Origin of the sequence: Paenibacillus macerans (genome assembly GCF_900454495.1) — a bacterium.
GTDB lineage: Bacteria > Bacillota > Bacilli > Paenibacillales > Paenibacillaceae > Fontibacillus > Fontibacillus macerans.
The window spans coordinates 418,591-442,190 of record NZ_UGSI01000001.1 but is presented as its reverse complement, the minus strand read 5'-3'; the positions used below and the strand labels follow the sequence as shown (position 1 = coordinate 442,190).

Sequence of the window (23,600 nt, the reverse complement as noted above, 5' to 3'; positions counted from 1 at the left end):
CTACAAGGCTGCTTCGTCTTCATCTTCGTCTTCATCCGTCGTCAAGGAGATTTCCCGGATGTCGCCCTGCTCCGCGTCCACATAAAGAACGCCGGCGCATTCCGGATATAAGAGCAGGTAAGGCAAAAGCTCTTTCCGCACACCGCTGCCCGTCCACTCGATCGCGATGCGGTCCCTTGCCGTCCTTACCAGATAGAATTCCCCGTCTTTGATCGCGATATAGTCAATGAACAAGCGGCTGTGCAAAATATCCCGATTCACCCGAAAGGCGAGCGGCACCTTCAGCTTGTCGCTGACGACCGTATATCCGGCTTGTTCCAGAAGGTCGACCGCCGGATGATCCAAGATTTCCTCGTTCAAAGCAAAACCGATGCTGGTTCTTAAGGATAACGGCTTGCGGACCCAGGAGCGAAATCCGCGATAAAGCAGATACACCGCAAACGCGGCGATAAGCACCATCAATAGACCGTCAGAGAATGCCCCCACTCCAAATCACCTCAAACAATCTATTTCGACGCTTGCGCCCAAGCTCCTGTCAGGAATAATCAACAATTTATCGTCATATGGGACTAGCTTCATCTTCTTTTATTATAGGGAACAAATGTTCGTTTGGCAATAGTTTGCAACAGAAAAAAGACCCATCATTGCGATGGGCCTCCGCTAAAGGTTTCGGACGCTTCCATGACGACGCGCTCGGCCGTTTCCCGTATCCGTTGTCGCCGTCCGGCTTCTCCGCTGCCGTCCAGATCGGCTGAGCCGCCGTTCGTCTCAAGGCGAAGATGGGCCAAAAATTCGATATTTCCTTCCCCGCCGGTGATTGGTGAAAAGGTCAATCCACGCACGCAATACCCCAGCTCCTCGGCAAAGGAAAGCACCGTTTCCAGCACATCCAGATGCACCTTGGGATCCCGCACGACCCCGGATTTCCCGACTTTTTCGCGCCCCGCTTCAAATTGCGGCTTGATCAGCGCCGCGATATCCGCAGGCCTTTCCAATAAAGCCAGGAGCGGGGGCAAAATGATTTTCAGCGAAATGAACGAGACGTCGATGCTGGCAAAATCCGGCTTCGGCCCGTCCAAATCCTCCGGCGTCATATAGCGGAAGTTCGTCCGCTCCTTTACGTTAACCCGCTCATCGTTGCGGAGCGACCAGTCAAGCTGGTTGTATCCGACATCGATGGCGTACACGTAGCCGGCCCCGTGCTGCAGGGCACAATCGGTAAACCCGCCGGTGGACGACCCGATATCCAGCATCGTCCGGCCCGTCAAATCGATCCCGAACCGCTTCAGCGCCTTCTCCAGCTTAAGCCCGCCGCGGCTGACATAAGGATGGATCGCGCCCTTCACCGTAAGCTCCGTATCGCGCGGTATTTTCGTGCCGGCCTTTTCGATCCGCTCCTGCCCGCCGAACACGAGCCCGGCCATAATGGCCGCCTTCGCTTTTTCCCTGCTGTCGAAAAATCCCTGCTCCACGAGCAGGACGTCTATGCGTTCCTTGGAAACCGACATAAAATCTCCCGTCTATCTCACATTTACTTAAACCGGCTTAACCTTCTTGGCGAGGGAATACGGCTGATCGGAACGGAATTTTTTCAATTCCATAATAACGCCCTCCGCCGTCAAACCGACTTCCTCCAGCTGTTCTTTAATGCTGCCGTGTTCGATGAACCGGTCCGGCACTCCCATCAGGCGGATGTCCAGCCCGGTGATGCCGCGCTCGGCGTAAAACTCCAGAACGGCGCTGCCCAAGCTGCCCGCCTGGGACGCTTCCTCAAGCACGATCAGCTCGCCGCTGCCATGCGCCAGCTTCAGCAGCATGCTTTCGTCGAGCGGCTTTAAAAACCGGGCGTTGACGACGGAGGCCGTCACGCCTTCCCGCTTCATCATGTCGGCGGCTTCTTCGGCCACCTGCACCATCGGGCCGACCGCGATGATCGCCGGTCCTTCCCCTTCGCGGACCATTTCCCAGCTGCCGATCGGAATCAAGGCGAGCTCCTCGTCCAGCGGAACGCCGGGAACGTTAATCCGCGGATAACGGTAGCCGATCGGACCGTCGTTGTATTCCAGCGCGGTTTTCATCATATGGCGCAGTTCGTTTTCATCCTTCGGCATCATCAGCACCATGTTCGGAATATGCCGCAAAAAGGCGATATCGAAAACTCCCTGGTGCGTTTCCCCGTCCGCCCCGACAAATCCCGCCCGGTCGATGGCGAACATTACGTTGGCGTTATGCCGGCAAATATCGTGTACGATCTGGTCGTAAGCGCGCTGCATGAAGGTAGAGTACACGGCGAAAACCGGCTTCATGCCCTCCATCGCCAACGCCGCGCACATCGTCGCCGCGTGCTGCTCGGCGATGCCTACGTCAATCATCCGGTCCGGGAAGCGCTCGGCGAATTTCACCAGCCCCGAGCCGCCGGGCATCGCCGGCGTGACCGCGACAATGCGCTCATCCTGTTCGGCCAGCTCGATCAGCGTTTGTCCGAACACTTCCGTATATGTCGGATTGCCGACCGCCTTGAGCAGCTGGCCCGATTCGATTTTGTACGGCGTGCTGACGCCGTGCCATTTGTGCGAATCCATTTCCGCCGGCGTATACCCTTTACCTTTGGTTGTCAACACGTGAACCAATACAGGGCCGCTTACATTGTTAGCTTGCTTAAACGATTCGATCAATCCCGGCAAATCATGACCGTCCACCGGGCCGAGATATTTAAAACCAAGCTCCTCGAACAAAACGCCGGAAACCATCATGTATTTCAAGCTGTCCTTCATCCGCTCCACGGTTCTGGCCAGCTTGCCGCCAATCGCCGGGATCCTCCTGAGCAACTGCTCCACCTCGTCTTTGGCCCGCAGATAATTGCGGTCGGAGCGGAGTTTGGTCAAATAGTTATGCATCGCTCCCACGTTGGGCGCAATCGACATCTCGTTGTCGTTCAGGATCACCATGAGATCTTTTTTCTCGTGACCGATATGATTGAGCGCTTCAAACGCCATGCCCCCGGTCAGCGCACCGTCGCCGATGACGGCGACGACCCGGTGCGATTCGCCTTTCAAATCGCGCGCCAAAGCCATGCCCATGGCCGCCGAGAGCGAAGTGCTGCTATGGCCCGCTTCCCACACGTCATGCTCGCTTTCGCTCCGCTTGACAAACCCGCATAACCCTTTGTACTTGCGCAGCGTGTCAAACCGGTCCATCCGCCCCGTCAATATTTTATGTACATAGGCCTGATGGCCGACGTCAAAAATAAATTTGTCTTCGGGACTGTTGTAGCAGTAGTGCAGGGCGATCGTCAATTCCACCACGCCCAGATTGGGAGCCAGATGCCCGCCTGTCGCCGACAGCTTTTCGATCAAAAACCGGCGGATTTCCGCCGCAAGCGAAGTCAATTGGTCCACGGACAGGTTTTTCAGATCGGCAGGCTCATGAATTTGTGAAAGCAGCACAGCCATTCCCCGCTTTCCTAAAATGGATTTCCCTCTGGATGTTAATAACGTTCATTATACCATATGTCACGATGTTGTCGAAATCGATCAAGCCCCGTCTAACGGTAAAAAATAAACTTAGTGGTCCCTTCGCACCAGGACATCGGCTATATCCAACAAACGCTCCGGATGAGGCACGATTCCGCTTCCGATCGCGGCTTTGGCCGCGGCCGTGAGCTTTTCCACCTCGGCGCGGGAAGCTTCGAGGCCCAGAAAATAAGGAAAGGTCACTTTCTGCTGCTTGACGTCGCTTTGCGTTTTTTTGCCGAGCTTGCGCTCGTCGCCGACGAGATCCAGAATATCGTCCTGAATCTGAAAAGCAAGTCCGAGGCAGCGGCCGTATTGTTCAAGCGCTTTCAGCTGTTCTTCCGCCGCCGCGGCGATTCTTCCGCCGGCCTTGACGGAAAAAACGATCAGATCCGCGGTTTTATGCTCGTGGATATACTGCAGCTGCTCCAGTTCGGTTAAGCCCTGCTCCCCTTCCATATCGGCCACCTGCCCGCCGACCATGCCGGAAGGGCCGGCATAACGCGCCAGATCCTCCACAATCGCGAGCACCTGCTCCGCGGGCACCCCGTACCCCCGTCCCGCCTGCGCAATGCTGTAAAAAGCGTGGGTGAGCAGACCGTCCCCGGCCAAAATCGCCATCGCTTCCCCGAACACTTTATGATTGGTCAGCTTCCCGCGCCGATAGTCGTCGTTGTCCAGGGCCGGCAAATCGTCATGGATCAGCGAATACGTATGCACCATTTCCACGGCGCAGGCGACGGGCAGCGCAGCGTCCCGGCTTCCTCCCAGCGCCTCCGCCGCAGCCACGACGAGCAGCGGCCGCAGCCGCTTGCCCCCTGCCATAAGTGAATATTTCATCGAACTGCCCAGCGTCTCCGGCACGGTCCATTCCGCGGGGATCGCGGATTGCAGGCGGGAGGCCACCAGTTCCGAGACCTCCGCCATATATTGTTCAATCGCCGAATTTTGCAAAGCTATTCACCGCTCTCCTTAGAAATCTTCGCTGTCGCCTGAAGGCGGCTGAAAAGGCTTTTTCCCTATTTCTCCATCCTCTTCAACGATCATTTCGATCTTGCGTTCCACCTGGGCCAGCTTTTGGCTGCACAGCTGGGAAAGCCGCATGCCCTGCTGGAACAGATCGATCGCTTTTTCCAGCGGCACATCGCCGCGCTCCAGCTCCGAAACGATATTCTCCAGCTCGTTCATCGCTTCTTCAAAGTTCTTTTCCGGTTGCTCCGCCATCCCCAAGTCAAGCGCTTCCCGTTCCTTCATCTTGTCCAGCTCCTTCCCGCATCATGCTCCTTACCTCACAATCGAGTTCCCCGTCCGTTATTTTCACCTTTACTATATCGCCGGGCTCAACATCCGCCAACGTTTTGATCAGCTTTTCCCCCCGCTCATCGTAGACGAGGCTGTAGCCCCGGCCCATGACTTTGAGCGGGCTCAGCGCGTCAAGCTGGCGGATGCCCGCCTGAAGCAGCCGGGATTTCTCCTTAAGCGCGCCAAGCATCGCCTGCCGCAGCAGCCGGTCGGCCTCTTGCCGCCGCCGCTTGACGAACCGCAGCGCCTCCTGCGGGTGGTATCGCAGCAGCCGCTGATGCAGGCGGTCGTGGGACGCGCCGCTTAGCGTAAGGCGCGTCTCCATGCGGCTCGCCAGCCGCATGGACAGCCGGTCCAGCCGCTCCGCGTGCTGGAGCAGGCTGCGCCGCGGCTGCAGAAGCGCCGGCGAGCGCTGCAGCCGGCGCAGCCGTTCGCGCGCCTGCTGCAGGCGGTGCTGCAAGCCTTGCTGCAGCACCTGCTCGCGCTGGCGCAGCAGCGCGCGCAGCTCGGCCGTATGCGGCACGGCGAGCTCGGCGGCGGCGGTGGGCGTGGCGGCGCGCAGGTCGGCGGCGAAATCGGCGATGGTGAAGTCCGTCTCGTGGCCGACGGCCGAGATGACGGGCACCGCCGATTCATAGATCGCCCGCGCGACCTGCTCCTCGTTAAACGCCCACAGCTCCTCGAGCGAGCCGCCGCCGCGGCCGACGATCAGCACGTCGGCTTCGCCCATGGCGTTCAGCGCCCGGATCGCCTTGACGATAGACGGCGCCGCGCCTTTGCCCTGCACCAATACCGGGTACAGGATCACGGCCGCTTGCGGATAACGGCGCTGCAGCGTCGTCAGGATATCCCGCACCGCCGCGCCGGTCGGCGACGTCACGACGCCGATCGTGCGCGGAAAGCGCGGCAGCGGCCGCTTGCGCTCCGGCGCGAACAGTCCTTCCGCCTCCAGCTTCTGTTTCAGCTGTTCGAAGGCGAGATACAGACTGCCGATCCCGTCCGGCTGCATCTGGGTCGCATAAAATTGGTACTGCCCGTCCCGCTCATACACCGTCACATTGCCCCGGGCGATCACTTTCGCCCCTTCCTTCGGCCTGAACGGCAGACGCTGGTTGTACGAGGCGAACATGATGCATTTGACCCGGCTGCTTTCATCCTTCAGCGTAAAATACATATGGCCGCTGGAATGGTGCGTAAAATTGGAAATCTCCCCGCGAATCCACACCTCCGAAAGCAGGCGGTCCGAATCCAGCTTCATTTTGATATAGCGGTTCAATTCCTTGATCGTTAATATCCGCTGCTCCACGACAGACCGGCCCCTTTACGCCAATCCTTGCAAACGTTTGGCGGCGATCAGCGTGTTTTGCATCAGCATCGTAATCGTCATCGGGCCGACGCCGCCGGGCACCGGCGTAATCGGACCGGAAACTTCCTTGACGCTGTCGAAATCGACGTCTCCGGCCAGCTTCCCGTTATCGAGCCGGTTCATGCCGACGTCGATCACGACCGCGCCCGGCTTCACATAGGAAGCGTCCACGAAATTGGCCCGGCCGATCGCCACGACCAAAATGTCCGCCTGCTTGGTCAATTCCTTCATATTCGCCGTCCGCGAATGGCACATCGTGACCGTCGCGTTCTCCCGCTGCAGCAGCAGGGACACCGGTTTGCCGACGATATTGCTGCGCCCGATCACTACCGCATGCTTGCCCGCGATTTCTACGCCCGCGCGCTTGATTAATTCGATGACTCCCGCAGGCGTACAAGGGAGCAGGCTGTCATCTCCGATCACCAGGTTGCCGACATTGACGGGATGGAACCCGTCGACGTCCTTGTCCACGGCAATCGCGTCGATAACGGCCTTCTCGTCGATATGCTTCGGCAGCGGAAGCTGCACCAATATCCCGTGGATGTTGTTTTGGCGGTTCAGCTTGTCCACCAGCGCCAGCAGCTCCTCCTGCGAGGCGGAAGCCGGCAAACGGTGAACTTCGGAATAATAGCCCAGGTCATGGCAGGCTTTTTCCTTGTTGCGCACGTAAACCTGGGACGCCGGATCTTCGCCGACGAGAACGACGGCAAGACCGGGAGTAAGCCCTTGCTTCTTAAGCTCTTCCACTTCTTCGCGAAGGCTCGCGCGGATATCCTGCGAAACTTGTTTTCCGTTAATAATCGGTGCTGACATTGTCATCTCTCCTCTGCCGGTATAATGGTTTAGATTTTGCTTTTAAGCTGATCCACGTCCTGAATCATTTTGCCGAGCACGCCGTTTACGAATTTGCCCGATTCCTCGGTGCCGAAATGCTTGGCGAGCTCGATCGCCTCGTTGACGGCCACTTTGCCCGGAACGTCGTCGCGGAATATCATTTCGTACGCCGCCAGCCGCAGCACTTGGCGGTCGACTTTCGACAGCCGGCTGATCTGCCAGCCCTTCAAATAGTCGGACAGCAGTCCGTCAATCGCGTCTTTTCGGCTCCAGGTCCCGTTGACTAGCTCAAGGACAAACGCCTTGTCTCCTTCGGCATCGGACAATTTGACTTCGCCCTCGTTATCGCCCGCGGCTTCGGAAAGCAGCATCGAAACCGCTTCTTCCGCTTCCACTTCGTTCATTTCCATATGATACAAACTTTGAATTGCAATTTCTCTCGCCAATCGCCGTTTCATCTGCTTCCTCCTTATAATCACGATCCTACTTTTCAGCATGGACCAAAAACGTGCCGATCATCACTTTTTCGCCAAAACCTTCTCTGCGCACAAAAAAAACCCGCAACAAGCTTTCTCCACAAAATGGCAACATCGTCTTTTTCCGGAGAAAGCTTATCACAGGAATCATTTGAAAGGACGCCAGCGCGAAGACAACCATTCCCAGATCTCGCCCCAGGGCAACAGCGGGCCTTGATCCAAATCCTTTTGCTTGCCGATCGTATACCCGATAAACAGAAGCAGCGCGCAAAACAGCATATTCCAAAATCCGAAAAACAGATAAATCGGGCATAGAAACACCGCCGCGGCCACGCCCAGCAAGCGTCCCCTGTGACTCTCCCACAATTGCTTCCAGAACACCCCGCTACTCACCCCTATTCAACCCGGCTTTTGACGGCAGGCGAATGAACCAGGTTGGCGATGTAAACCGAAACATAGGATACGGGAATCCCCGTAATTTCCTCCACATGATCGTGAACCTGTTTTTGCACTTCCTCCGTTAGGGCGGGAATCGAGGTTTCTCCATCCACAAGGGCTCTTACCACGATTTCCAAGCCCGCTTCCGTAATCCGGATTCGCGTCTTGACCTCTTTGATGCCGCGCACGCGGGTAGCCGCTTTGTACGACAAGTTTTCGATCGTATCCACGGAAATTTGAATATCTCCGTATTCCGTACGTTGATTGATGGACGGCAGGGAGCCGCGCTCTCTTTTTACCGAAATGTAAAAAAAGCGGATGCTCAGCAAAAACAACACGACGGCCACCACCCAAGCCGCTATGTACAGGTTTCTTTCCTGGGCCGCATAGAAATCGGGCGGCACGGCGTCCGTCAACAGGAGGATCGCGATGACGGATAAAATTCCGATGCTCAAGCTGTAAATAAACAGCAAAAGTCTGTCTAAAATTTTGGCCACGACGGGTACAGCCTCCTTAAAAGAAACCCCTGACCCTGATTGGTCGGGGGCTTTCACCTAAGAGTTCACTATTTTACGCGATGAGTCGGTTCGGCTTCTTCGGCTTTTTCAGCCGCCTTAAAAATGACGTCATGGATATGCACGTTCACTTCCACTACGTTCAGGCCGGTCATCGTTTCGATGGAACGCTTGACGTTGCGTTGAATTTCCGAGGCGACTTCAGGCAAACGGTTGCCGTACTCGATGATGACGGATACGTCTACGGCCGCTTCACGTTGTCCGACTTCGACTTTAACGCCCTTGGAAAGATTTTTTCTCCCCAGCAGTTCGGCGATGCCGCCGGCGAAACCGCCGCTCATGCCGGCCACGCCTTTCACCTCGACGGTGGCCAAACCGGCGATCACTTCGATCACTTCCGGAGCGATCTGGATTTCCCCGATATCCGTGCGTTCGAATTCCGTAGGCAATGTACTCATTTTCTATTCATCCACCTCTCAATAAGTATGACGCTGCTCAAATCCTTGATACTGCGCACTTATTATACATACTATATCATTTTGGATTCATTATGACAAACTTCCGGCAAGCGTCTTAAATCTCGTTTTCTTCCAAAAATTTAATATCGAAATCGCCTTTGACGAAGGTCGGATGATTCAACAGCTTCTGGTGAAAAGGGATCGTGGTATGAATGCCTTCAATGGCGAATTCGGACAAGGCCCGCTTCATCTTCGCAATCGCTTCTTCCCTTGTCGTCCCCCAAACGATCAGCTTGGCGATCATCGAATCGTAATGCGGGGAGATCGTATATCCGGGGTATGCGGCGCTGTCCACGCGAACGCCGGGGCCGCCCGGGGCCAGGTAAAAGCCGATTTTGCCCGGCGAAGGCATGAAATTGCGCGACGGGTCCTCGGCGTTGATCCGGCACTCGATCGACCAGCCGTTCAGCTGCACATCGTCCTGCGTGAAGGAAAGCGGGTTCCCTTCGGCCACCGAAATCATCTCGCGAATGAGATCGATGCCGGTGACCATCTCCGTGACCGGATGCTCGACCTGAATCCGCGTATTCATTTCCATGAAGTAAAACCGGCCGTCCGGGCCCAGCAAAAACTCCAGCGTTCCCGCGCCGGAATAATTGACGGCCAAGGCCGCGCGCACGGCGGCCGCGCCCATTTCGCGGCGTTTGTCCGGAGTCAGCACCGGGCACGGCGCTTCCTCCACCAGCTTTTGCCGGCGGCGCTGCACGGAGCAGTCGCGTTCGCCGAGGTAAACGGCGTTCCCGTGTTTGTCGGCCATGATCTGGATCTCCACGTGCTTCATGCCGGTCAAATATTTTTCAAGGTACACCCCGGCGTTGCCGAAAGCCTTTTGGGCTTCCTGCTGGGCCGTGGTGATTTGCTTGATCAGCGATTCTTCGTCCTCGGCGATGCGGATGCCTTTGCCGCCGCCGCCGGCGGTCGCTTTGATGATCACCGGATAGCCGATATCGCGGGCGATCATGACCGCTTCGTCCAAATCCTCGATCAGGCCGTCGGAACCGGGGATAACCGGAACGTTCGCATCCTTCATCGTTTGTTTGGCCACCGCTTTATCCCCCATGCGGGTGATCGCTTCCGGAGACGGGCCGATAAACGTGATGTTGCAGGACCCGCAAATCTCCGCGAAATCGGCATTTTCGGCCAAAAAGCCATAGCCCGGATGCACGGCGTCGCATTCGGTGAGCGTCGCCACGCTCATCAGATTGGTCAGGTTCAGGTAGCTGTCCTTGGACAGCGTCGGGCCGATGCAGTAAGCTTCGTCGGCAAGCCGCACGTGCAGCGAATCCTTATCGGCTTCAGAATAAACCGCGACCGTGGATATCCCCAGCTCGCGGCATGCCCGAATGATTCTCACCGCGATTTCGCCGCGGTTCGCGATCAATATTTTATGAAATTTCATCTGTCATCCATCCTCCTTGCCCTCTCACTAAAAATCAGGGGCGGCTGGCCCCCGACTTACTCCGGCTTCACCAAAAAGAGAGGTTGTCCGTACTCTACCAATTGGCCGTTTTCCACAAGAATATCGATAATTTCGCCCTTGACCTCGGCCTCCAGCTCGTTCATCAGCTTCATCGCTTCGATAATGCAGACCGTGGTTTTTTCGCCAACCTTGTCCCCGATGTTGACGTAAGGCTGAGCATCCGGGGAGGATGAACGATAAAAGGTTCCCACCATCGGCGAAGCAATGGTATGCAGGTTAGCTGCGTTTTCGGCCGGTTTCGCAGGCTGAGCCGCCGGTTCGTTCACGGCCGGAGCGACCGCCAAGGCCGCCGGAACGTTTTGCGGAGCGGCAGCTGCCAGCTGCGGCTGCACTTGGACGATTTCGCTTTTTCCCGGCTTGCGAATGCAAAGGCGCGCGCCTTCGTTTTCAATTTCCACTTCCTGAATGGACGTTTTGTCTACCAATTCAATCAATTCTTTAATTTCGTTCAAATTAAACATGTCTTCACTCTCTCCTTCACTTTGTCGGGAAAGCCTTAGCCTATTGCTTGGACCATCAGTTCATAGCTTTATGTATTATATCACAATCGATCAAAATGGAAAGAGTCCAAGCTTCCCCGGACTCCTCCTAACCTTTGCATATTCTCCATCCCAACATACGGCCGTGCTTTACTGCGTGACGTATTGCACGCTTACTTTATCCTGGGACACGTCAAGCTCCTTCATCACCAGGTCCATAATGCTTACGGCCTCTTTGGCCTCCATTTTTTCGCTGACGACCACGACTTTGTATTTGTTGCCATCTTCGGCCACGACGGCGTTGGCATATTGCTGGCGCAGTCTTTCCTCGATATCGTAAATTTTCTCTTCTTTTTCCTCCAAAGCGCTTAACTCTTGCTGCGCCATGGCGGACTCTTCCAGCGATTTTTTTTCATCGTTGATCGCCTGCATCAGCTCTTCCTGCTTTTTCAGGTTTTCCTGCGTCCGCTCAAACTGATAGGCCGTCAGCGAATCGGAGGAAGCGATGCCTTGCGCCTCCATTTGTTTCAACACATCTTCGTCGGTTTTGGTTTGCTGCGGTCCCCCTGCGCCTGCGGAAGGTTCTGCCGTTTTGTCCCCTTCGGCCGCGCTATTCCCCTCTTTGGCCGCTTCTTTTCCGCCATTTTGGGAGGACGCGTCCGCCGCGCCGCCGGCCGCGCCGCTTTCTTCGGTTGCGGCTTCTTCTTTTGCAGTCTGGGAATCATCCGTCTTCGCGGCGGCTTCGTCGTCGGTAACGGCAGCGCTGCCGGCTTCGCCGTCGCTGGCGACTTCGGAAAGGATCACTTCATCTTGGGCGGACAAGCCGGACCCCTCCAGGCCGCCGTTTTGAGCCGTTCCGCCGTCCATGCTGACCTGCTGGCCGTCGGTTTTCGCCGCAGGCGCCGGCCCTTCTTCCGTAAACAGATAATAAGCCGATAAAACAACCATCAAACTGAGCATCGATACAAGCCAAATCGTTTGTCTTTTGGATTTCATAAAAAGATTCCTCCTAAAAGTTTTGTGAGCGTTGCTTCCTGAATAAGCTTCGAACAAAACTTGCTTCGGCAGCATCCGCTTTGGTTTGTGAGCATAACTCCCTCTTCTTAAGAAAGCGGCTCTGAGAACTACTGGGACTGCTTGCGGGGAACGACGGATATCCGGTACGCCGGAACATTTAATCCCTTCTCGACAGCGTCCACGATCAGGCCTTTCACCGTTTTGTTTTCTGCCCCCCTCGCGACGACGAGAACCCCGCGGATTTTCGGCTTGATTTTTTTTGTGACGATGGGCTGCTCGCTGCCGGAATTTTCGTAAGTCACGATTTGACCGTCGCGGGTATATTGCGTCACATGGCGCCTCCCCCCGTCCGCGTCGCTCTCCTCCGTCAATTCCTGGGTATCCTTTACGTTGCGCTGCACGACGACCTCCTCCGTCGAATCGATCGTAACGAGGACATCCACCGCGCCGACGCCGACGATTTTTTCCAAAATCTCCTTCGTTTTGTTCTCCAGCGACAACTCAATGCTGTTGAATTCGCCGCCGGCGGCGCTCTCTTCCATGGCCTCGGACGCCAGATCCTGCATCACCGGCGGTTCTCGGCCTTCCCCCCCGTTATCCACCTCCTTAACGTTCACAAAAGAGTTGAACAGCATAATCGCGATGCCTGCCAATCCGAGAATCAGCAGCAGGCGGAACGTATTTGCGCGCTTCTTCCCGTCCGCGCCTTTGCCGATCCATTGCTCAAGCTTTTTCAGCCATCCCGGCATGTCCCTTCACCTCCCGACTAGCTTTTTTCCGCCTGCGGCCGGATGATCGTTACGGCATTTTCGGCAACCCCCCAGTTTTTGCTCAGCAGCTCCTCAATTTGTGTCACGAGCATTTCCGGCACCGCTTCATTCACGAGATTCCCATTCTCTCCGGAACGCTTCCTTTCCACCGTGTCGCCACCGGAGCCGGCCATCGCCTCAGTGGTTGGGTCGTTCGCACCGCTGCTTGGCCTTTGTTCGGAACTCTCATTTGTGTTTGCGCCAACGCGGACCGTTATTTTTTCGATAGGTGCAACCGTTATCTCCGGCCCCCGCCCGGAAGCATTGCTGTCCGCGTCGGACGATTCCGTCTTGGCCTCGGCCATGACCACCTCAACTTCGGAGATGACCGGCTCCGCTGCCGGCGGGCTCGCGCCTTCCTTGTCCGCCCCCGTCTTCGCGGGTTTTGTGGTCAGTTTAACCGATACCCGCTCTACTGGCTGCCCGGTCTCGCGTTCGATCTGCTCCTTCATTTGCCGCGCCGTTTCTTCCCCCGCCCACTGCAGCGCCTCGGCTTCCTGCTTCTGGCGCAGTTCTTCGCCCTGCCGCAAAATCGCTTCCGTGCTTTGCCCGGCCGCTTCGTTCTCCAGCCCTTCGATGCTTTCGGAAAAAGCCGTTTCCAGCTCTTTCTTGGCATCGGAGCTTAAGAAGCGCATGACCGGGGAGATCAGTGTCAGCAAGATCAGCAGGCTCACGACAAGCTTGACGTAGCGTTCCATCGCGCGATTGGGGAGAAGCAGATCGACAAAGACGGCGATGAGTACGATAAAAATGATTTCTTTCAGCCATTCCGCTAGCCAGTTCATCGCTTGGATCACCTTCCCGTTTCCGGCGGGGCGCCCCCCGCGCTTACCTCATCATGACCGTAATGTTGCCGGCGGTGAGCATGATCGTAATCGCCAGAAAAAACATCAGCCCGACGGCCGCGAGCGCGGCAAAAACGTACAGCATGCTCTTGCCGATCGTTTCCAGGCAGGTGACGATCGGCGAATCGCCAAGCGGCTGCATCACCGCTGCCGAAAGGTTGAAGATCAGCGCCAGCGTGATGATTTTGATCGCCGGGAAAGCGCAGAGAAACAACAGAATGATGACGCCGACGAGCCCGATCGAGTTTTTCACCAGCAGCGACGCGGAGATCACCGTGTCCGTCGCGTCGGCGAACACCTTGCCGACGACCGGCACGAAATTGCCGGTTAAATATTTAGCCGCCCGCAGCGTCACCCCGTCGGTCACCGAACCGGCGATGCCTTTCACGGAGATGACCCCCAGGAAGACGGTCAGCAGCACCCCGAGCAACGCCATGCTGATGGAGCGCAGCAGATCGGCGAGCTGGGTCAGCTTGTATTTGTCCGACAGGGAGCTGACGATATGCAGCAACGCCGAGAAAAAGAGCAGCGGGAAAACGATCGTATGCACCGCCGTGCCGACCGCGTGCACCATAAACACGACGAGCGGATGAGTGACCGTGACGGTGACCGCGCCGCCCATGGAGGCCAGCAGCGTGAACAGCAGCGGCACCATCGCCATCATGAAGTCGATCATGCCGCCGATGGCATTGCTGGCGTACGTAATCGCCACATGGAAGCTGTTGATCGCCAGCACAAGGATGACCAGATAGCAGATGGAGTACGCGACTTTGCTGACCTGATTGCGTTCGAACGCCGTTTGCAGCGTCTCCAGGATCATGCTGAAGATGGACAGCAGCACGATCGTTACCAGAATGCGGCCGTTATACAGGACCTCGTGCCACATATATTTCATCAGACCGGTTAATCCCGTCTTTAGGCTGAAGCTTTGATCTTGCGCAAGCAGCATATCCATAAAGGACGGGAGCTTCTGATCCGGAAAAAATCCGCCGTAATCTTTCATCAACTGCTGCCAGTAAGTCTCCACCTGGTCGGTCGGCAGCTCTTCGGCTTGCCGCTTGATCCAGCCTCCGTCCGCGCCTTCGGCAAGCGAGACCTGCGGGATCAACCACACCAGCAGAGCGCCGAGGACGATCAGAAACAGCGTTTTGCAGCGCCAGAGCTCGTTTGTCGTTCCTATCATCCGTCTCCCCACCCTCTTTAAGAGGTTGTTCGGTGCTAAAGCCTGACTTTCTGAACTTTCACTTTAAGCCGGCAGCAGCTTGATTACCGTTTCTATAATGATGCTGATGATCGGGATCGCGAGCACCATGATCAGCACCTTGCCCGCCATTTCAATTTTCGAAGCGATGGCTTCCTGCCCCGCGTCGCGGACGATTTGCGCCCCAAACTCGGCGATGTAGGCGATGCCGATGATTTTCAGGATCGTTTTCAGATAGATCATCTGCACGCCGGATTTTTCGGCCAAATCCTCCAGCACCTCGATGATGCTCCCGATTTTGCCGATCAGATACAGAAAAATGAGGATGCCCGTGCTGGCGGCGATCAAAAAGGCAAACATCGGCTTTTGTTCTTTGATGACCAGAATCAGCACCGTCGCGATCAGTCCCAGCCCTACAACCTGGATAATTTCCACCGGAGCTCACCTACTGAAACAAAAAGATCGATTTGATTTCTTGAAACAGATTGTCCAGCAGCCGGATGACCATAAACAGCACGACGACGAACCCGATCAGCGTTACCCAATGCGCCATGTCCTCTTTTCCCATCTGCTTCAACACCGTATGGATCATGGCGATAATAATGCCGATGCCCGCGATTTGAAATATGGCGTTCACTTCTATGTTCATTGATTTGGCACCTCACGATCGATTTCACAGGCGACAATCAGCCCTGGAGGGAAATGAATTCAGTAGAACAGAATGACGATGAACGCTCCGCATAAAAGCCCCAGGCTGCGGTACATTTTCTCATAGCGGGCTTGCTCTTCCCGGGCCGCGGATTCCTCGCTCTCCAGCTGCCGGACGGCCGTCGCCAGATGTCTTAACTGATCCTTCCGGTCGCTTGTCCCAAGCGTATAGCTGAGCTGGCGGATCACCTCCTGCTCAGGGGCCTTCATGGCGGTAAATTGCCAAACGTTGATGGCGGCCTGCTCCAGGCTTTCCTGGGCGCTCAAACGGTTGGAGGCGCTCATGTTGTCCGCCGCGGTGACGAAGATGGCTCTCACCGGCTCCTGGCTTTGTTCCCCGATCCGCCGCAGCGCGTCGGGAAGCGGCGTAAAACCGTACATGATTTCGGTTTCCAGCCGTTTTAGCGCCAGGATCAGCCTGCGGATCTGGTTCGGCCGGCTGGCGAACTGCCTCGCCTGCACCCATCCGGCTAAAGTTGCCGCCAAAATGACGAGCGCGGCCCCGAACATTTTAAGCATGCTCCTCCCTGCCTTTCCATTCCGCCCCGTGCAGCTGAATTCCCCGCCGTTTTCCGTCCCAGAGCCTGAAAGCCAGTCCCTTTTCCGTCCGCGCAAGCACCGCGTACATTTGGAAAAAGCCGGTTTCCGACAGCTTGGCCAACGCCGGCCGCGAGGACAGGTCGTCCAAACTCGCCCCATGCGCCGTGCAGATGACGCGCACCCCGGCATGCAGCGCCTCGGCCAAAGCATCGGCATCCTCCGGCCGCCCGATCTCGTCCACGATCAGCACGTCCGGCGACATGGAGCGGATCATCATCATGATCCCTTCCGCTTTCGGACAGCCGTCCATGACGTCCGTGCGGGGACCGACGTCAAATCCGGGAACGCCTTTTTTGCAGCCGGCGATCTCCGAACGTTCATCGACGACGGCCACTTTCAGCCCCGGCCAGGACGCCTCCGGGTGCCCCCAGGTTCCGCTGCTGATTTGCCGGGCCAAATCGCGGATCAATGTCGTTTTGCCTTGCTGCGGGGGAGACAAAATCAGCGTATGGTATACGCTTCTGCGCTTGAAATCGAGCAGCCTTGGCAAAATCGGGTCGGCGATGCCTTTGACCTCCCGGGCGATCCGCACATTAAATCCGCTGATATCGCGCAAATGCTCCACCTTACCTCCGCTTAGCAAAGTCCTGCCGGCCAGTCCGATCCGGTGCCCCCCCGCTATCGTGATGAAGCCTTTGCGAAGCTCTTCCTCCATCGTATAAAGCGAGTGGTTGGTGATCAGATCCAGCAGCCGGTTGCCGTCCTGTTTTCCCGGCTTGTAGGCTGCCTCCGGATTTTGCGTCAGGCTTCCGTCCGGTGTCACAAAATAGTAGCGGCCGCCTGAATTAATCTCAAGCGGGCGTCCCTCGCGAATGCGAATCTCTTCCAGAACGGGAAAAATGGAAGGCGGCAGCTTGAGCAGCAAAGCCCGGATGTTGTCGGGAAATACGGTTAACCAACTTGGGTTCATGGCGTACCCCCAAAACTCTTAATCTTAAGAGGCTGTTCAAAAAGTCATCTTTTGCTCACGAAATACCTGACTTTTGAACTCTAACTTTAATGATTTTTTTTGCTATACCTCATATGTATGCCTGTACTTTGTCATTATTCCGGGCAATCTATCATTTCTTCAAAATCCCAATTAAGAGACAGGCGACGCCGCAGCCGATCCAAATCATTTTTCCCCAGGACAGCTTGTCGGCGATTCCGGCCAGTCCGATGGACGTCGTGACAAGCAGAACCGTCGGTCCGACGAATGCCAGCGCCGAATTGACGGCCAGCGCCTTATCCACCCTTCCCAGCTTCAGCATGAGCAGGGCCGCCAAAATCTCGACGGTCCCGGAGAACATTCGCAGCGTCGCCATGCTGACTACAAATTTATCGAGCATATCCACCTTCGCCTCCTTGTCCAAATGGTGCTCTCTTAACGATATGCCCGTATTTTTCTATTTATTAATCGAGTAGGAGAGGGTGACTAACCCCCGTCCTCTCACACCACCGTACATGCGGGTCCGCATACGGCGGTTCCAAAAGGTTAACAAAGCTCCAGGTAACGAGAAAGCAAACTCTTCAGCCCTTTCACTTCCCAGTAGGAAGTCGGAAGGGCGTTATTTGTGTTTCGAGACATTTCCCATGCACCCCGGCGGGAGTTTGCCATAACATAGCAGGCCCATTCTGGGACTCCGAGTGCCCGAAGTTCACGAATTCGGGTGCGTACCCGCTTCCATTGTTTCCATAGGCACATTCGAAGTCTTCTTCGAATCCACTGGTCGAATCTTTCACAGTGGCTCTTCGCCGATGCGATTCGGAAATATCCAATCCATCCCATGAGGTAACGGTTCAGTCTAGATATACGTTCCTCCATGGAGACTGATTGGGTACGGTTTGTCAACTCCCGGATCTTCTCTTTAAATCGAGAGATTGTCTTGGGAGCCAATCGAATCGTCGCCTGTTTATTCGACAGGAAACTAAAGCCAAGAAACTTCCGGTTCCATGGCCTGTCCACTGCACTTTTGTCCCGATTCACTTTCAGTTTCAACTTTCCTTCCACAAATCGTGTGACCGATTCCATGACTCGTTCACCTGCTCGCCTGCTCGCTACAAAGATGTTGCAGTCGTCCGCGTAACGAACAAACCGCAGCCCCCTCTTTGTCAGTTCTTTATCCAAATCATCGAGTAAGATGTTTGCCAGAAGCGGACTTAGCGGACCGCCTTGCGGAGTTCCCTCGTCCGTCTTCTGGCAGATGCCACCTTCCATCATTCCGGCTTCCAAGTAGGCCCGAATCAGCTTCAAGACTCGCTTGTCTGTCACTCTCCTTGCCACTCTTGCCATGAGAATGTCGTGGTTCACCCGGTCAAAGAACTTTTCCAAATCCATATCTACGACCCATCGCAGACCGCTTTGGATATATCGCTGGGCTTGCTTCACGGCATCGTGTGCTCTCTTCCCCGGTCTAAAGCCGTAGCTGTACCAAGAGAAGGGGGCATCGAAAATCGGGTTCATCACTTGCAGAAGTGCTTGTTGGAGGAAGCGGTCCATCACGGTCGGGATACCGAGCAGCCTTACACCGCCTCCGGGTTTGGGGATTTTCACCCGTCTGACAGGTATCGGTCTGTACGTTCCCGTTAGGAGTTCATCTTTCACCGTTTCCCAGCGTGTGTTCAGGTAAGCCTGTAGCCCCGCTACCGTTACTCGGTCTACACCGGGGGCACCTCCGTTTTGTACCACTCGCTTATAGGCGAGCCTGAGGTTCTCCCCTTCGAGCATTCGCTCCAACAAGTCGTTACTTGCCTCGTGAGAGGAAGGATCGATTTGTGCCGATGAAGAACTCGGCGCTCCAACATACCCTGACGGCTTCACCGCTTCTCTTTGTTGGCAGCTCCCTTTTGGGATATTCGGCTGTCTTTGCTCTTCACGCGAACGCATCGGTTTCCTCTCTCCTTTCGGTTCGGCCCTTCCGCTTTCCGGCGTCCCGTACTTGCGTACTATGGCCTCTGCTGACTCCTGCGGGTTCAGCGCAGCCTCTCGGTTGCGGTTACGAAGTGACTTCGCATTTTTTTTTTCTCCCGCAGGCCTCCCCAGATAAGAACGTCATCTTTCCGCCCACGACCACTGGAGTTTACAGGAGTGATCCTTGGCGGCTTTGGATTTCGCTGTGTTATGGCAGCTCATCCGGTTCATCCTGCCTCAAATCCAGTTTGTGTACCTTGGCCCGTGCTTTTGCCTCCGGCTTCCTTCAGATTCCACCTCGCGATGGACACCCTTGCCCTTGGCTAGCGGTAGGCGCTCGCCAGCCCCCGCTCGGGACTTTCACCCTATAGATGACGCCCATGCTGGGCGTACATAGAAAAGAAAGACCCCGCCGCCGGCGAGGTCCTTCATCGTATATACGTTGTGTGCAAGGGGAGGGATTGATGGGTATGCGGGTATGAGGTTTCCCCTGCCGCTCCTGCACAAGACAACTTGTTGCCTTGATACATTTCAGTTTTCCCGGGAAAGGCTTAGGTGTTCGAATTAAATTGAGCTTGCAGGAAATCTAACGGTTGCAGCAGCGGCTATTTATGAAAAAAGCCCTTTTCAAAATTTTAACGGTGGTGAGAATCGTTATTTGCCTGAATCTAAGCAAAATATGCCGGGTGTCAGTGAAATAAGCGCTATGGCAACCGTTAGAATAGTTGTGGAAAGAGGCACCCCCAAGCCGCCGGCTTGAAGATGCCTCTTATGCAAAAAACGTATATCCGCTTCGTTTTGCGCCGGTCTACCGACGGTCCTTAGGCCCGCCGACAAACGCCTGCGTTTCCGTATCCAGGCCGTAAGCGGTGTGCAGCGCGGTCACGACCTCATTTAACTTGTCGGCGTCGATGACGCACGATACTTTGATTTCCGAGGTGCTGACCATCTTGATGTTGACCCCCTGTTTGGAAATCACGTCGAACATTTGCGCGGCAACCCCGGGATGGCTGACCATGCCTGCGCCTACGATCGAAACCTTGACCAAGCCGTCTTCCGAAGTCACATCTTCATACGGAAGCCCGCTGCGGATGCCTTCCAGCACCTGCAGCGCTTTTTCGCAGTCGGACAAAGCAACGGTAAAGGAGAAATCGGCCTTGCCGTCCTGTACGCCGCTCTGGACGATAATGTCGACGTCGATTTTCGCTTCCGCCAGCGAACCGAACACTTTGGCGAGCACGCCGGGAACGTGGGAAACCCCCATAATGCTGATCCGGGCTACATTTTTATCGTAAGCGATCCCGCTGACAACTACTCCTTGCTCCATCTTGGCTTCCTCCTTCACTACTGTGCCTTCATTATGGTTAAAGCTGGAGCGGACGACGAGGCGCACCTGGTGATGTTTGGCGTATTCCACCGCGCGGGGATGCAGCACGGCCGCTCCCAGATTGGCGAGCTCCAGCATCTCGTCATACGAAATTTCATTCAGTTTGCGTGCGTTTTTTACGATCCGCGGATCGGTCGAATAGACGCCGTCCACGTCGGTATAAATTTCGCAGGTATCCGCCTTGGTCGCGGCCGCCAACGCCACCGCCGTCGTATCGGAACCGCCGCGGCCGAACGTCGTGATTTCGCCGTCCACGGTCATGCCCTGGAATCCGGCAACGATGACGATGTAACCTTCCTCCAGCGATTTCAGCACGCGCTCCGGCTGGATATCGGTGATTCGCGCTTTGCCGTGAACCGATTCTGTGCGGAAGCCGGCTTGCCATCCCGTATACGAAACCGCTTTGGCGCCAAGCGCATCTATCGCGATCGCCAGCAAAGCAATGGAAATTTGTTCGCCGGTCGTCATCAGCATATCCATTTCCCGAAGCGGCGGTTCCTTGCTGAGCAGCTTCGCCTGATCGATCAGATCATCGGTGGTGTCCCCCATCGCCGAGACGACCACCATGACCTGGTGCCCTTCCTTTTGCTTGTCGACAACGCGCTTTGCCACACGCTGCATCCGCTCCGTGTCGCCGACGGAGCTGCCTCCAAATTTCATCACGTATAAAGCCAAGTCAGACCCTCCCTAATGTGCCCGTTATCCTATGAGCATTCAACCATTTGAACCAGTAACGCTTTAAACCAGTATAATACGAAGGACCCGAAGGTCGTCAATGCTTTGGCGGTCATTACAAAAAATTCCCCCACCTTGAAAGGTGGAGGATGCAGCATTCTTAAGGGAACGCCAGGTTCACCGCCCTGCCGCCCCCGTCCGAAACTTCATCGCTAAACCGCTTAGGCCCGCGAAATATATTTACCTTCGCGCGTATCGATCAGCAGCACGTCGCCTTCATTAATGAAGAGCGGCACCTGAACGTTGAGTCCCGTTTCGACCTTGGCGTTTTTGGTTGCGCCGGTGGCGGTGTTGCCTTTGATGCCCGGCTCGGTTTCGATAACTTTCAGCTCCACGCTGTTCGGCAGGTTGATCCCGATAATTTCGCCCTGGTAGCTGACGATTTTAACGTTCATGTTCTCCTTCAGGAAGTTCAGCTCCCATTCCAACTGATCCGACGACAGCGTAAATTGGTCGTAAGTCTCGTTGTCCATGAAGGTGTGCTCCTGGCCGCTGGCGTACAAGTATTGAACGTCGCGGTTTTCGATCATAGCGCGGCTGATCGTCTCGCCGGCGCGGAATGTTTTTTCCACCGTGTTGCCGTTGCGCAGGTTTTTCAGCTTCGAGCGGACGAAAGCCGCGCCTTTGCCCGGTTTAACGTGCTGGAATTCCAGCACCGTATAAATGTCGCCGTCCACCTCTACGGTCAAGCCTGTTTTAAAATCGTTTACTGAAATCACAAAAGTACCTCCTCAAGTGGGTTAACAAATTTATTATATTTATTTTAAAAGAATACCCTAAATTAACAGTGACGTTTGTTAGCTGCTGTTACCCCACATTCGGGGAGTACCCGCGTAACCCCGCCATTCCCCCGGCTTTTGCCTTTGGCCTACCCGCCGAGGCCGCTTGTCAGCCGATCGCGATATAGTCCTTCGCCGATTCGGTCAAACGCCGCACGCCGGAATCGGTGATGACGACATCGTCCTCGATGCGCACGCCGCCGAGACCCGGCAAATAAATGCCCGGCTCCACCGTGACAACCATGCCCGGCTGAAGCACGGTATCGCTCGTTTTGGATACGCGCGGATTTTCGTGAACTTCCATGCCGAGACCGTGTCCGGTGCTGTGCCCGAAATACTCGCCGTAGCCGTAGCGGGCAATCACGTCCCGGGCCAGCGCATCCGCCTCCCGGCCGGTCATGCCCGGACGAAGATGCTCCAGCGTGTGCAGCTGCGCCTCCAGCACGACATCGTAAATTTCGCGCAGCTTGTCGGCCGGTTTGCCTAAAGCGACGGTACGGGTGATATCGGAGCAATACCCGTTCATAAACGCGCCGAAGTCCATCGTCACCAGTTCGCCCGTCTGCATGATGCGCCCGCTGGCCCGGCCGTGCGGCAGAGCTGACCGTTCCCCGGAGGCGATGATCGTATCGAACGAAGTGCCCTCGGCTCCGTGCTTGCGCATGAACGTTTCCAGCTCCAGCGCCGCGTCCCATTCGCTGACGCCGGGCTTCAGAACGTCCAGCATATGTAGATACGTGCGGTCGGCCAGTTCCGCGGCCTCTTTCATCAGCGCCAATTCCTCGCTGTCCTTGTACAGCCGGAGCTCCTCCACCAGCCCGCTCACCGGTACAAGCGCGATCGGTTGCAATTCGCGTTCATAGGTGCGGTAAACCGAGAAAACGACATGCTCTTCCTCAAACCCGAGGCGATCCAGGTTCTCCTTAGCCAGCAAAGACTTGATCGCTCCCGTAACGGATGCGCCGTGGTCGACGATCTCAAACCCGGGCGCCTGTTCGGCAGCTTGGGTCAAGTAACGGAAGTCCGTCAGCAGCCAAGCTTTGTCCAGGGTAACCAGCACGTAGCCGGAACTTCCCGTAAATCCCGTCAAATAGCGGCGGTTCACCTCTCCGGTAATCAGCACCGCTTCGATATTCTGAAGCTTCATCGCTTCGCGAAGCCGAACAACTCGAGTGCTCGCCATAAAAAACTCTCCCTTATTTTCGCTTAGAGCCCGCTATCGCGATCCGCCAGTTCAGGCCTTTTTCGTCTGTAGATGGCGTTTGAGCGCAAGCAGTCCCATTTCATAACCGTACGATCCGAAACCGGCAATTTGTCCCACCGCAATCGGGGCGATGACCGAAGTATGCCGGAAGGCCTCGCGCGCGTGGATATTCGACAAATGCACCTCCACGACGGGAATGTTCACCGATGTCAAAGCATCCCGCAGAGCATAACTGTAATGCGTAAGCGCGCCGGGATTGAGCAAAATTCCGTCAACGGCCCCGAAGGCTTCATGAATCCGGTCGATCAGCGCGCCTTCATGGTTCGATTGAAAGAACGAGAGCTCAAATTCATGGTCCTCCGCCAGCTTCCGCAAACGCTCTTCGATGTCGCCAAGCGTCTCGGATCCGTAGACGCCGGGTTCGCGAACGCCCAGCAGGTTCAGGTTCGGTCCGTTCATAACCAGGATTCGGTGCATAAGCTCTCCCCTTTCCCGAAAAATAACC

The 23,600-nt window shown here is 55.9% G+C and carries 27 protein-coding genes; all 27 read right to left on the bottom strand.

All coding sequences use genetic code 11. The features are described 5' to 3' along the window. On the bottom strand, nt 1-486 hold the full coding sequence (locus tag DYE26_RS01980; RefSeq protein ID WP_172531689.1) for a hypothetical protein: 486 nt from the start codon (nt 484-486) through the stop codon (nt 1-3). Between the two features lie 155 nt (nt 487-641). Beyond that, nucleotides 642-1,508 (bottom strand): TlyA family RNA methyltransferase, encoded by an 867-nt coding sequence (locus DYE26_RS01975; protein ID WP_036621775.1) that lies wholly within the window; start codon nt 1,506-1,508, stop codon nt 642-644. A gap of 27 nt (nt 1,509-1,535) precedes the next feature. Beyond that, nucleotides 1,536-3,452 (bottom strand): 1-deoxy-D-xylulose-5-phosphate synthase, encoded by a 1,917-nt coding sequence (gene dxs, locus DYE26_RS01970; protein ID WP_170180067.1) that lies wholly within the window; start codon nt 3,450-3,452, stop codon nt 1,536-1,538. A gap of 111 nt (nt 3,453-3,563) precedes the next feature. Beyond that, nucleotides 3,564-4,439, bottom strand: coding sequence for a polyprenyl synthetase family protein (locus DYE26_RS01965; protein ID WP_036627941.1), 876 nt, complete (start codon nt 4,437-4,439; stop codon nt 3,564-3,566). A gap of 45 nt (nt 4,440-4,484) precedes the next feature. After that, complete coding sequence (gene xseB / locus DYE26_RS01960; protein WP_036627940.1) at nt 4,485-4,736, bottom strand: exodeoxyribonuclease VII small subunit; 252 nt, start codon at nt 4,734-4,736, stop codon at nt 4,485-4,487. 7 nt (nt 4,737-4,743) lie between these two features. Continuing rightward, nucleotides 4,744-6,120, bottom strand: a complete 1,377-nt coding sequence (xseA, locus tag DYE26_RS01955) for an exodeoxyribonuclease VII large subunit (protein ID WP_036621771.1) — start codon at nt 6,118-6,120, stop codon at nt 4,744-4,746. A gap of 15 nt (nt 6,121-6,135) precedes the next feature. After that, the gene (gene folD / locus DYE26_RS01950; RefSeq protein ID WP_036621769.1) at nt 6,136-6,993 is read right to left on the bottom strand and encodes a bifunctional methylenetetrahydrofolate dehydrogenase/methenyltetrahydrofolate cyclohydrolase FolD; all 858 of its coding nucleotides are present in this window, start codon (nt 6,991-6,993) and stop codon (nt 6,136-6,138) included. A gap of 29 nt (nt 6,994-7,022) precedes the next feature. Next, nucleotides 7,023-7,472, bottom strand: a complete 450-nt coding sequence (gene nusB, locus DYE26_RS01945; RefSeq protein WP_036621766.1) for a transcription antitermination factor NusB — start codon at nt 7,470-7,472, stop codon at nt 7,023-7,025. A 165-nt stretch (nt 7,473-7,637) separates the two neighbouring features. Next, complete coding sequence (locus DYE26_RS01940) at nt 7,638-7,871, bottom strand: DUF2273 domain-containing protein (RefSeq protein WP_036621763.1); 234 nt, start codon at nt 7,869-7,871, stop codon at nt 7,638-7,640. Between the two features lie 14 nt (nt 7,872-7,885). After that, nucleotides 7,886-8,425 carry an alkaline shock response membrane anchor protein AmaP gene (gene amaP, locus DYE26_RS01935; RefSeq protein ID WP_036621759.1) on the bottom strand — a complete coding sequence of 180 codons (540 nt, stop codon included), beginning with the start codon at nt 8,423-8,425 and terminating at the stop codon, nt 7,886-7,888. A gap of 68 nt (nt 8,426-8,493) precedes the next feature. Next, the gene (locus DYE26_RS01930; RefSeq protein ID WP_036621756.1) at nt 8,494-8,901 is read right to left on the bottom strand and encodes an Asp23/Gls24 family envelope stress response protein; all 408 of its coding nucleotides are present in this window, start codon (nt 8,899-8,901) and stop codon (nt 8,494-8,496) included. A 115-nt stretch (nt 8,902-9,016) separates the two neighbouring features. Next, nucleotides 9,017-10,360, bottom strand: coding sequence for an acetyl-CoA carboxylase biotin carboxylase subunit (accC, locus tag DYE26_RS01925; protein WP_036621753.1), 1,344 nt, complete (start codon nt 10,358-10,360; stop codon nt 9,017-9,019). A 56-nt stretch (nt 10,361-10,416) separates the two neighbouring features. Then, on the bottom strand, nt 10,417-10,902 hold the full coding sequence (gene accB / locus DYE26_RS01920; protein WP_036621750.1) for an acetyl-CoA carboxylase biotin carboxyl carrier protein: 486 nt from the start codon (nt 10,900-10,902) through the stop codon (nt 10,417-10,419). Between the two features lie 168 nt (nt 10,903-11,070). Then, the gene (locus DYE26_RS01915) at nt 11,071-11,916 is read right to left on the bottom strand and encodes a SpoIIIAH-like family protein (protein ID WP_036621747.1); all 846 of its coding nucleotides are present in this window, start codon (nt 11,914-11,916) and stop codon (nt 11,071-11,073) included. A gap of 128 nt (nt 11,917-12,044) precedes the next feature. Next, entirely contained in the window at nt 12,045-12,686 is a 642-nt protein-coding gene (gene spoIIIAG, locus DYE26_RS01910; protein ID WP_036621744.1) for a stage III sporulation protein AG, read from the bottom strand. A gap of 17 nt (nt 12,687-12,703) precedes the next feature. Continuing rightward, nucleotides 12,704-13,531: a stage III sporulation protein AF gene (spoIIIAF, locus tag DYE26_RS01905; RefSeq protein ID WP_036621741.1), complete on the bottom strand. Its 828-nt coding sequence runs from the start codon at nt 13,529-13,531 to the stop codon at nt 12,704-12,706. Nucleotides 13,532-13,574: 43 nt separating this feature from the next. Next, on the bottom strand, nt 13,575-14,774 hold the full coding sequence (gene spoIIIAE / locus DYE26_RS01900; protein WP_036621739.1) for a stage III sporulation protein AE: 1,200 nt from the start codon (nt 14,772-14,774) through the stop codon (nt 13,575-13,577). Between the two features lie 63 nt (nt 14,775-14,837). Further along, nucleotides 14,838-15,227, bottom strand: a complete 390-nt coding sequence (gene spoIIIAD / locus DYE26_RS01895; protein WP_036621737.1) for a stage III sporulation protein AD — start codon at nt 15,225-15,227, stop codon at nt 14,838-14,840. A 10-nt stretch (nt 15,228-15,237) separates the two neighbouring features. Further along, the gene (gene spoIIIAC, locus DYE26_RS01890) at nt 15,238-15,441 is read right to left on the bottom strand and encodes a stage III sporulation protein AC (RefSeq protein ID WP_036621734.1); all 204 of its coding nucleotides are present in this window, start codon (nt 15,439-15,441) and stop codon (nt 15,238-15,240) included. A gap of 59 nt (nt 15,442-15,500) precedes the next feature. Then, nucleotides 15,501-16,019: a stage III sporulation protein SpoIIIAB gene (gene spoIIIAB / locus DYE26_RS01885; protein ID WP_036621732.1), complete on the bottom strand. Its 519-nt coding sequence runs from the start codon at nt 16,017-16,019 to the stop codon at nt 15,501-15,503. Continuing rightward, nucleotides 16,012-17,010 carry a stage III sporulation protein AA gene (spoIIIAA, locus tag DYE26_RS01880; RefSeq protein WP_036621730.1) on the bottom strand — a complete coding sequence of 333 codons (999 nt, stop codon included), beginning with the start codon at nt 17,008-17,010 and terminating at the stop codon, nt 16,012-16,014. The genes spoIIIAB and spoIIIAA overlap by 8 nt, the downstream gene beginning before the upstream one ends. 151 nt (nt 17,011-17,161) lie before the next feature. Next, complete coding sequence (locus DYE26_RS01875; RefSeq protein WP_036627938.1) at nt 17,162-17,428, bottom strand: YqhV family protein; 267 nt, start codon at nt 17,426-17,428, stop codon at nt 17,162-17,164. A gap of 146 nt (nt 17,429-17,574) precedes the next feature. After that, a complete protein-coding gene (gene ltrA / locus DYE26_RS01870; RefSeq protein ID WP_036621729.1) occupies nt 17,575-18,966 on the bottom strand; it encodes a group II intron reverse transcriptase/maturase in 1,392 nt (463 codons plus the stop codon). An 832-nt stretch (nt 18,967-19,798) separates the two neighbouring features. Then, on the bottom strand, nt 19,799-21,052 hold the full coding sequence (locus DYE26_RS01865; RefSeq protein ID WP_036621726.1) for an aspartate kinase: 1,254 nt from the start codon (nt 21,050-21,052) through the stop codon (nt 19,799-19,801). 221 nt (nt 21,053-21,273) lie between these two features. After that, nucleotides 21,274-21,831: an elongation factor P gene (gene efp, locus DYE26_RS01860; RefSeq protein ID WP_036621724.1), complete on the bottom strand. Its 558-nt coding sequence runs from the start codon at nt 21,829-21,831 to the stop codon at nt 21,274-21,276. Between the two features lie 169 nt (nt 21,832-22,000). After that, complete coding sequence (locus DYE26_RS01855) at nt 22,001-23,074, bottom strand: M24 family metallopeptidase (RefSeq protein ID WP_036621721.1); 1,074 nt, start codon at nt 23,072-23,074, stop codon at nt 22,001-22,003. Between the two features lie 51 nt (nt 23,075-23,125). Beyond that, entirely contained in the window at nt 23,126-23,572 is a 447-nt protein-coding gene (aroQ, locus tag DYE26_RS01850) for a type II 3-dehydroquinate dehydratase (RefSeq protein WP_036621719.1), read from the bottom strand. Nucleotides 23,573-23,600 lie beyond the last annotated feature (28 nt).

Bases quoted from the DNA above. Each gene is read 5' to 3' on its own strand.
- DYE26_RS01975 (WP_036621775.1), bottom strand. From the start codon at position 1,508: ATGTCGGTTTCCAAGGAACGCATAGACGTCCTGCTCGTGGAGCAGGGA.
- dxs (WP_170180067.1), bottom strand. From the start codon at position 3,452: ATGGCTGTGCTGCTTTCACAAATTCATGAGCCTGCCGATCTGAAAAAC.
- DYE26_RS01965 (WP_036627941.1), bottom strand. From the start codon at position 4,439: ATGGCGGAGGTCTCGGAACTGGTGGCCTCCCGCCTGCAATCCGCGATC.
- xseB (WP_036627940.1), bottom strand. From the start codon at position 4,736: ATGGCGGAGCAACCGGAAAAGAACTTTGAAGAAGCGATGAACGAGCTG.
- folD (WP_036621769.1), bottom strand. From the start codon at position 6,993: ATGTCAGCACCGATTATTAACGGAAAACAAGTTTCGCAGGATATCCGC.
- nusB (WP_036621766.1), bottom strand. From the start codon at position 7,472: ATGAAACGGCGATTGGCGAGAGAAATTGCAATTCAAAGTTTGTATCAT.
- DYE26_RS01930 (WP_036621756.1), bottom strand. From the start codon at position 8,901: ATGAGTACATTGCCTACGGAATTCGAACGCACGGATATCGGGGAAATC.
- accC (WP_036621753.1), bottom strand. From the start codon at position 10,360: ATGAAATTTCATAAAATATTGATCGCGAACCGCGGCGAAATCGCGGTG.
- accB (WP_036621750.1), bottom strand. From the start codon at position 10,902: ATGTTTAATTTGAACGAAATTAAAGAATTGATTGAATTGGTAGACAAA.
- DYE26_RS01915 (WP_036621747.1), bottom strand. From the start codon at position 11,916: ATGAAATCCAAAAGACAAACGATTTGGCTTGTATCGATGCTCAGTTTG.
- spoIIIAG (WP_036621744.1), bottom strand. From the start codon at position 12,686: ATGCCGGGATGGCTGAAAAAGCTTGAGCAATGGATCGGCAAAGGCGCG.
- spoIIIAF (WP_036621741.1), bottom strand. From the start codon at position 13,531: ATGAACTGGCTAGCGGAATGGCTGAAAGAAATCATTTTTATCGTACTC.
- spoIIIAE (WP_036621739.1), bottom strand. From the start codon at position 14,774: ATGATAGGAACGACAAACGAGCTCTGGCGCTGCAAAACGCTGTTTCTG.
- spoIIIAC (WP_036621734.1), bottom strand. From the start codon at position 15,441: ATGAACATAGAAGTGAACGCCATATTTCAAATCGCGGGCATCGGCATT.
- spoIIIAB (WP_036621732.1), bottom strand. From the start codon at position 16,019: ATGCTTAAAATGTTCGGGGCCGCGCTCGTCATTTTGGCGGCAACTTTA.
- spoIIIAA (WP_036621730.1), bottom strand. From the start codon at position 17,010: ATGAACCCAAGTTGGTTAACCGTATTTCCCGACAACATCCGGGCTTTG.
- DYE26_RS01875 (WP_036627938.1), bottom strand. From the start codon at position 17,428: ATGCTCGATAAATTTGTAGTCAGCATGGCGACGCTGCGAATGTTCTCC.
- ltrA (WP_036621729.1), bottom strand. From the start codon at position 18,966: ATGCGTTCGCGTGAAGAGCAAAGACAGCCGAATATCCCAAAAGGGAGC.
- DYE26_RS01855 (WP_036621721.1), bottom strand. From the start codon at position 23,074: ATGGCGAGCACTCGAGTTGTTCGGCTTCGCGAAGCGATGAAGCTTCAG.
- aroQ (WP_036621719.1), bottom strand. From the start codon at position 23,572: ATGCACCGAATCCTGGTTATGAACGGACCGAACCTGAACCTGCTGGGC.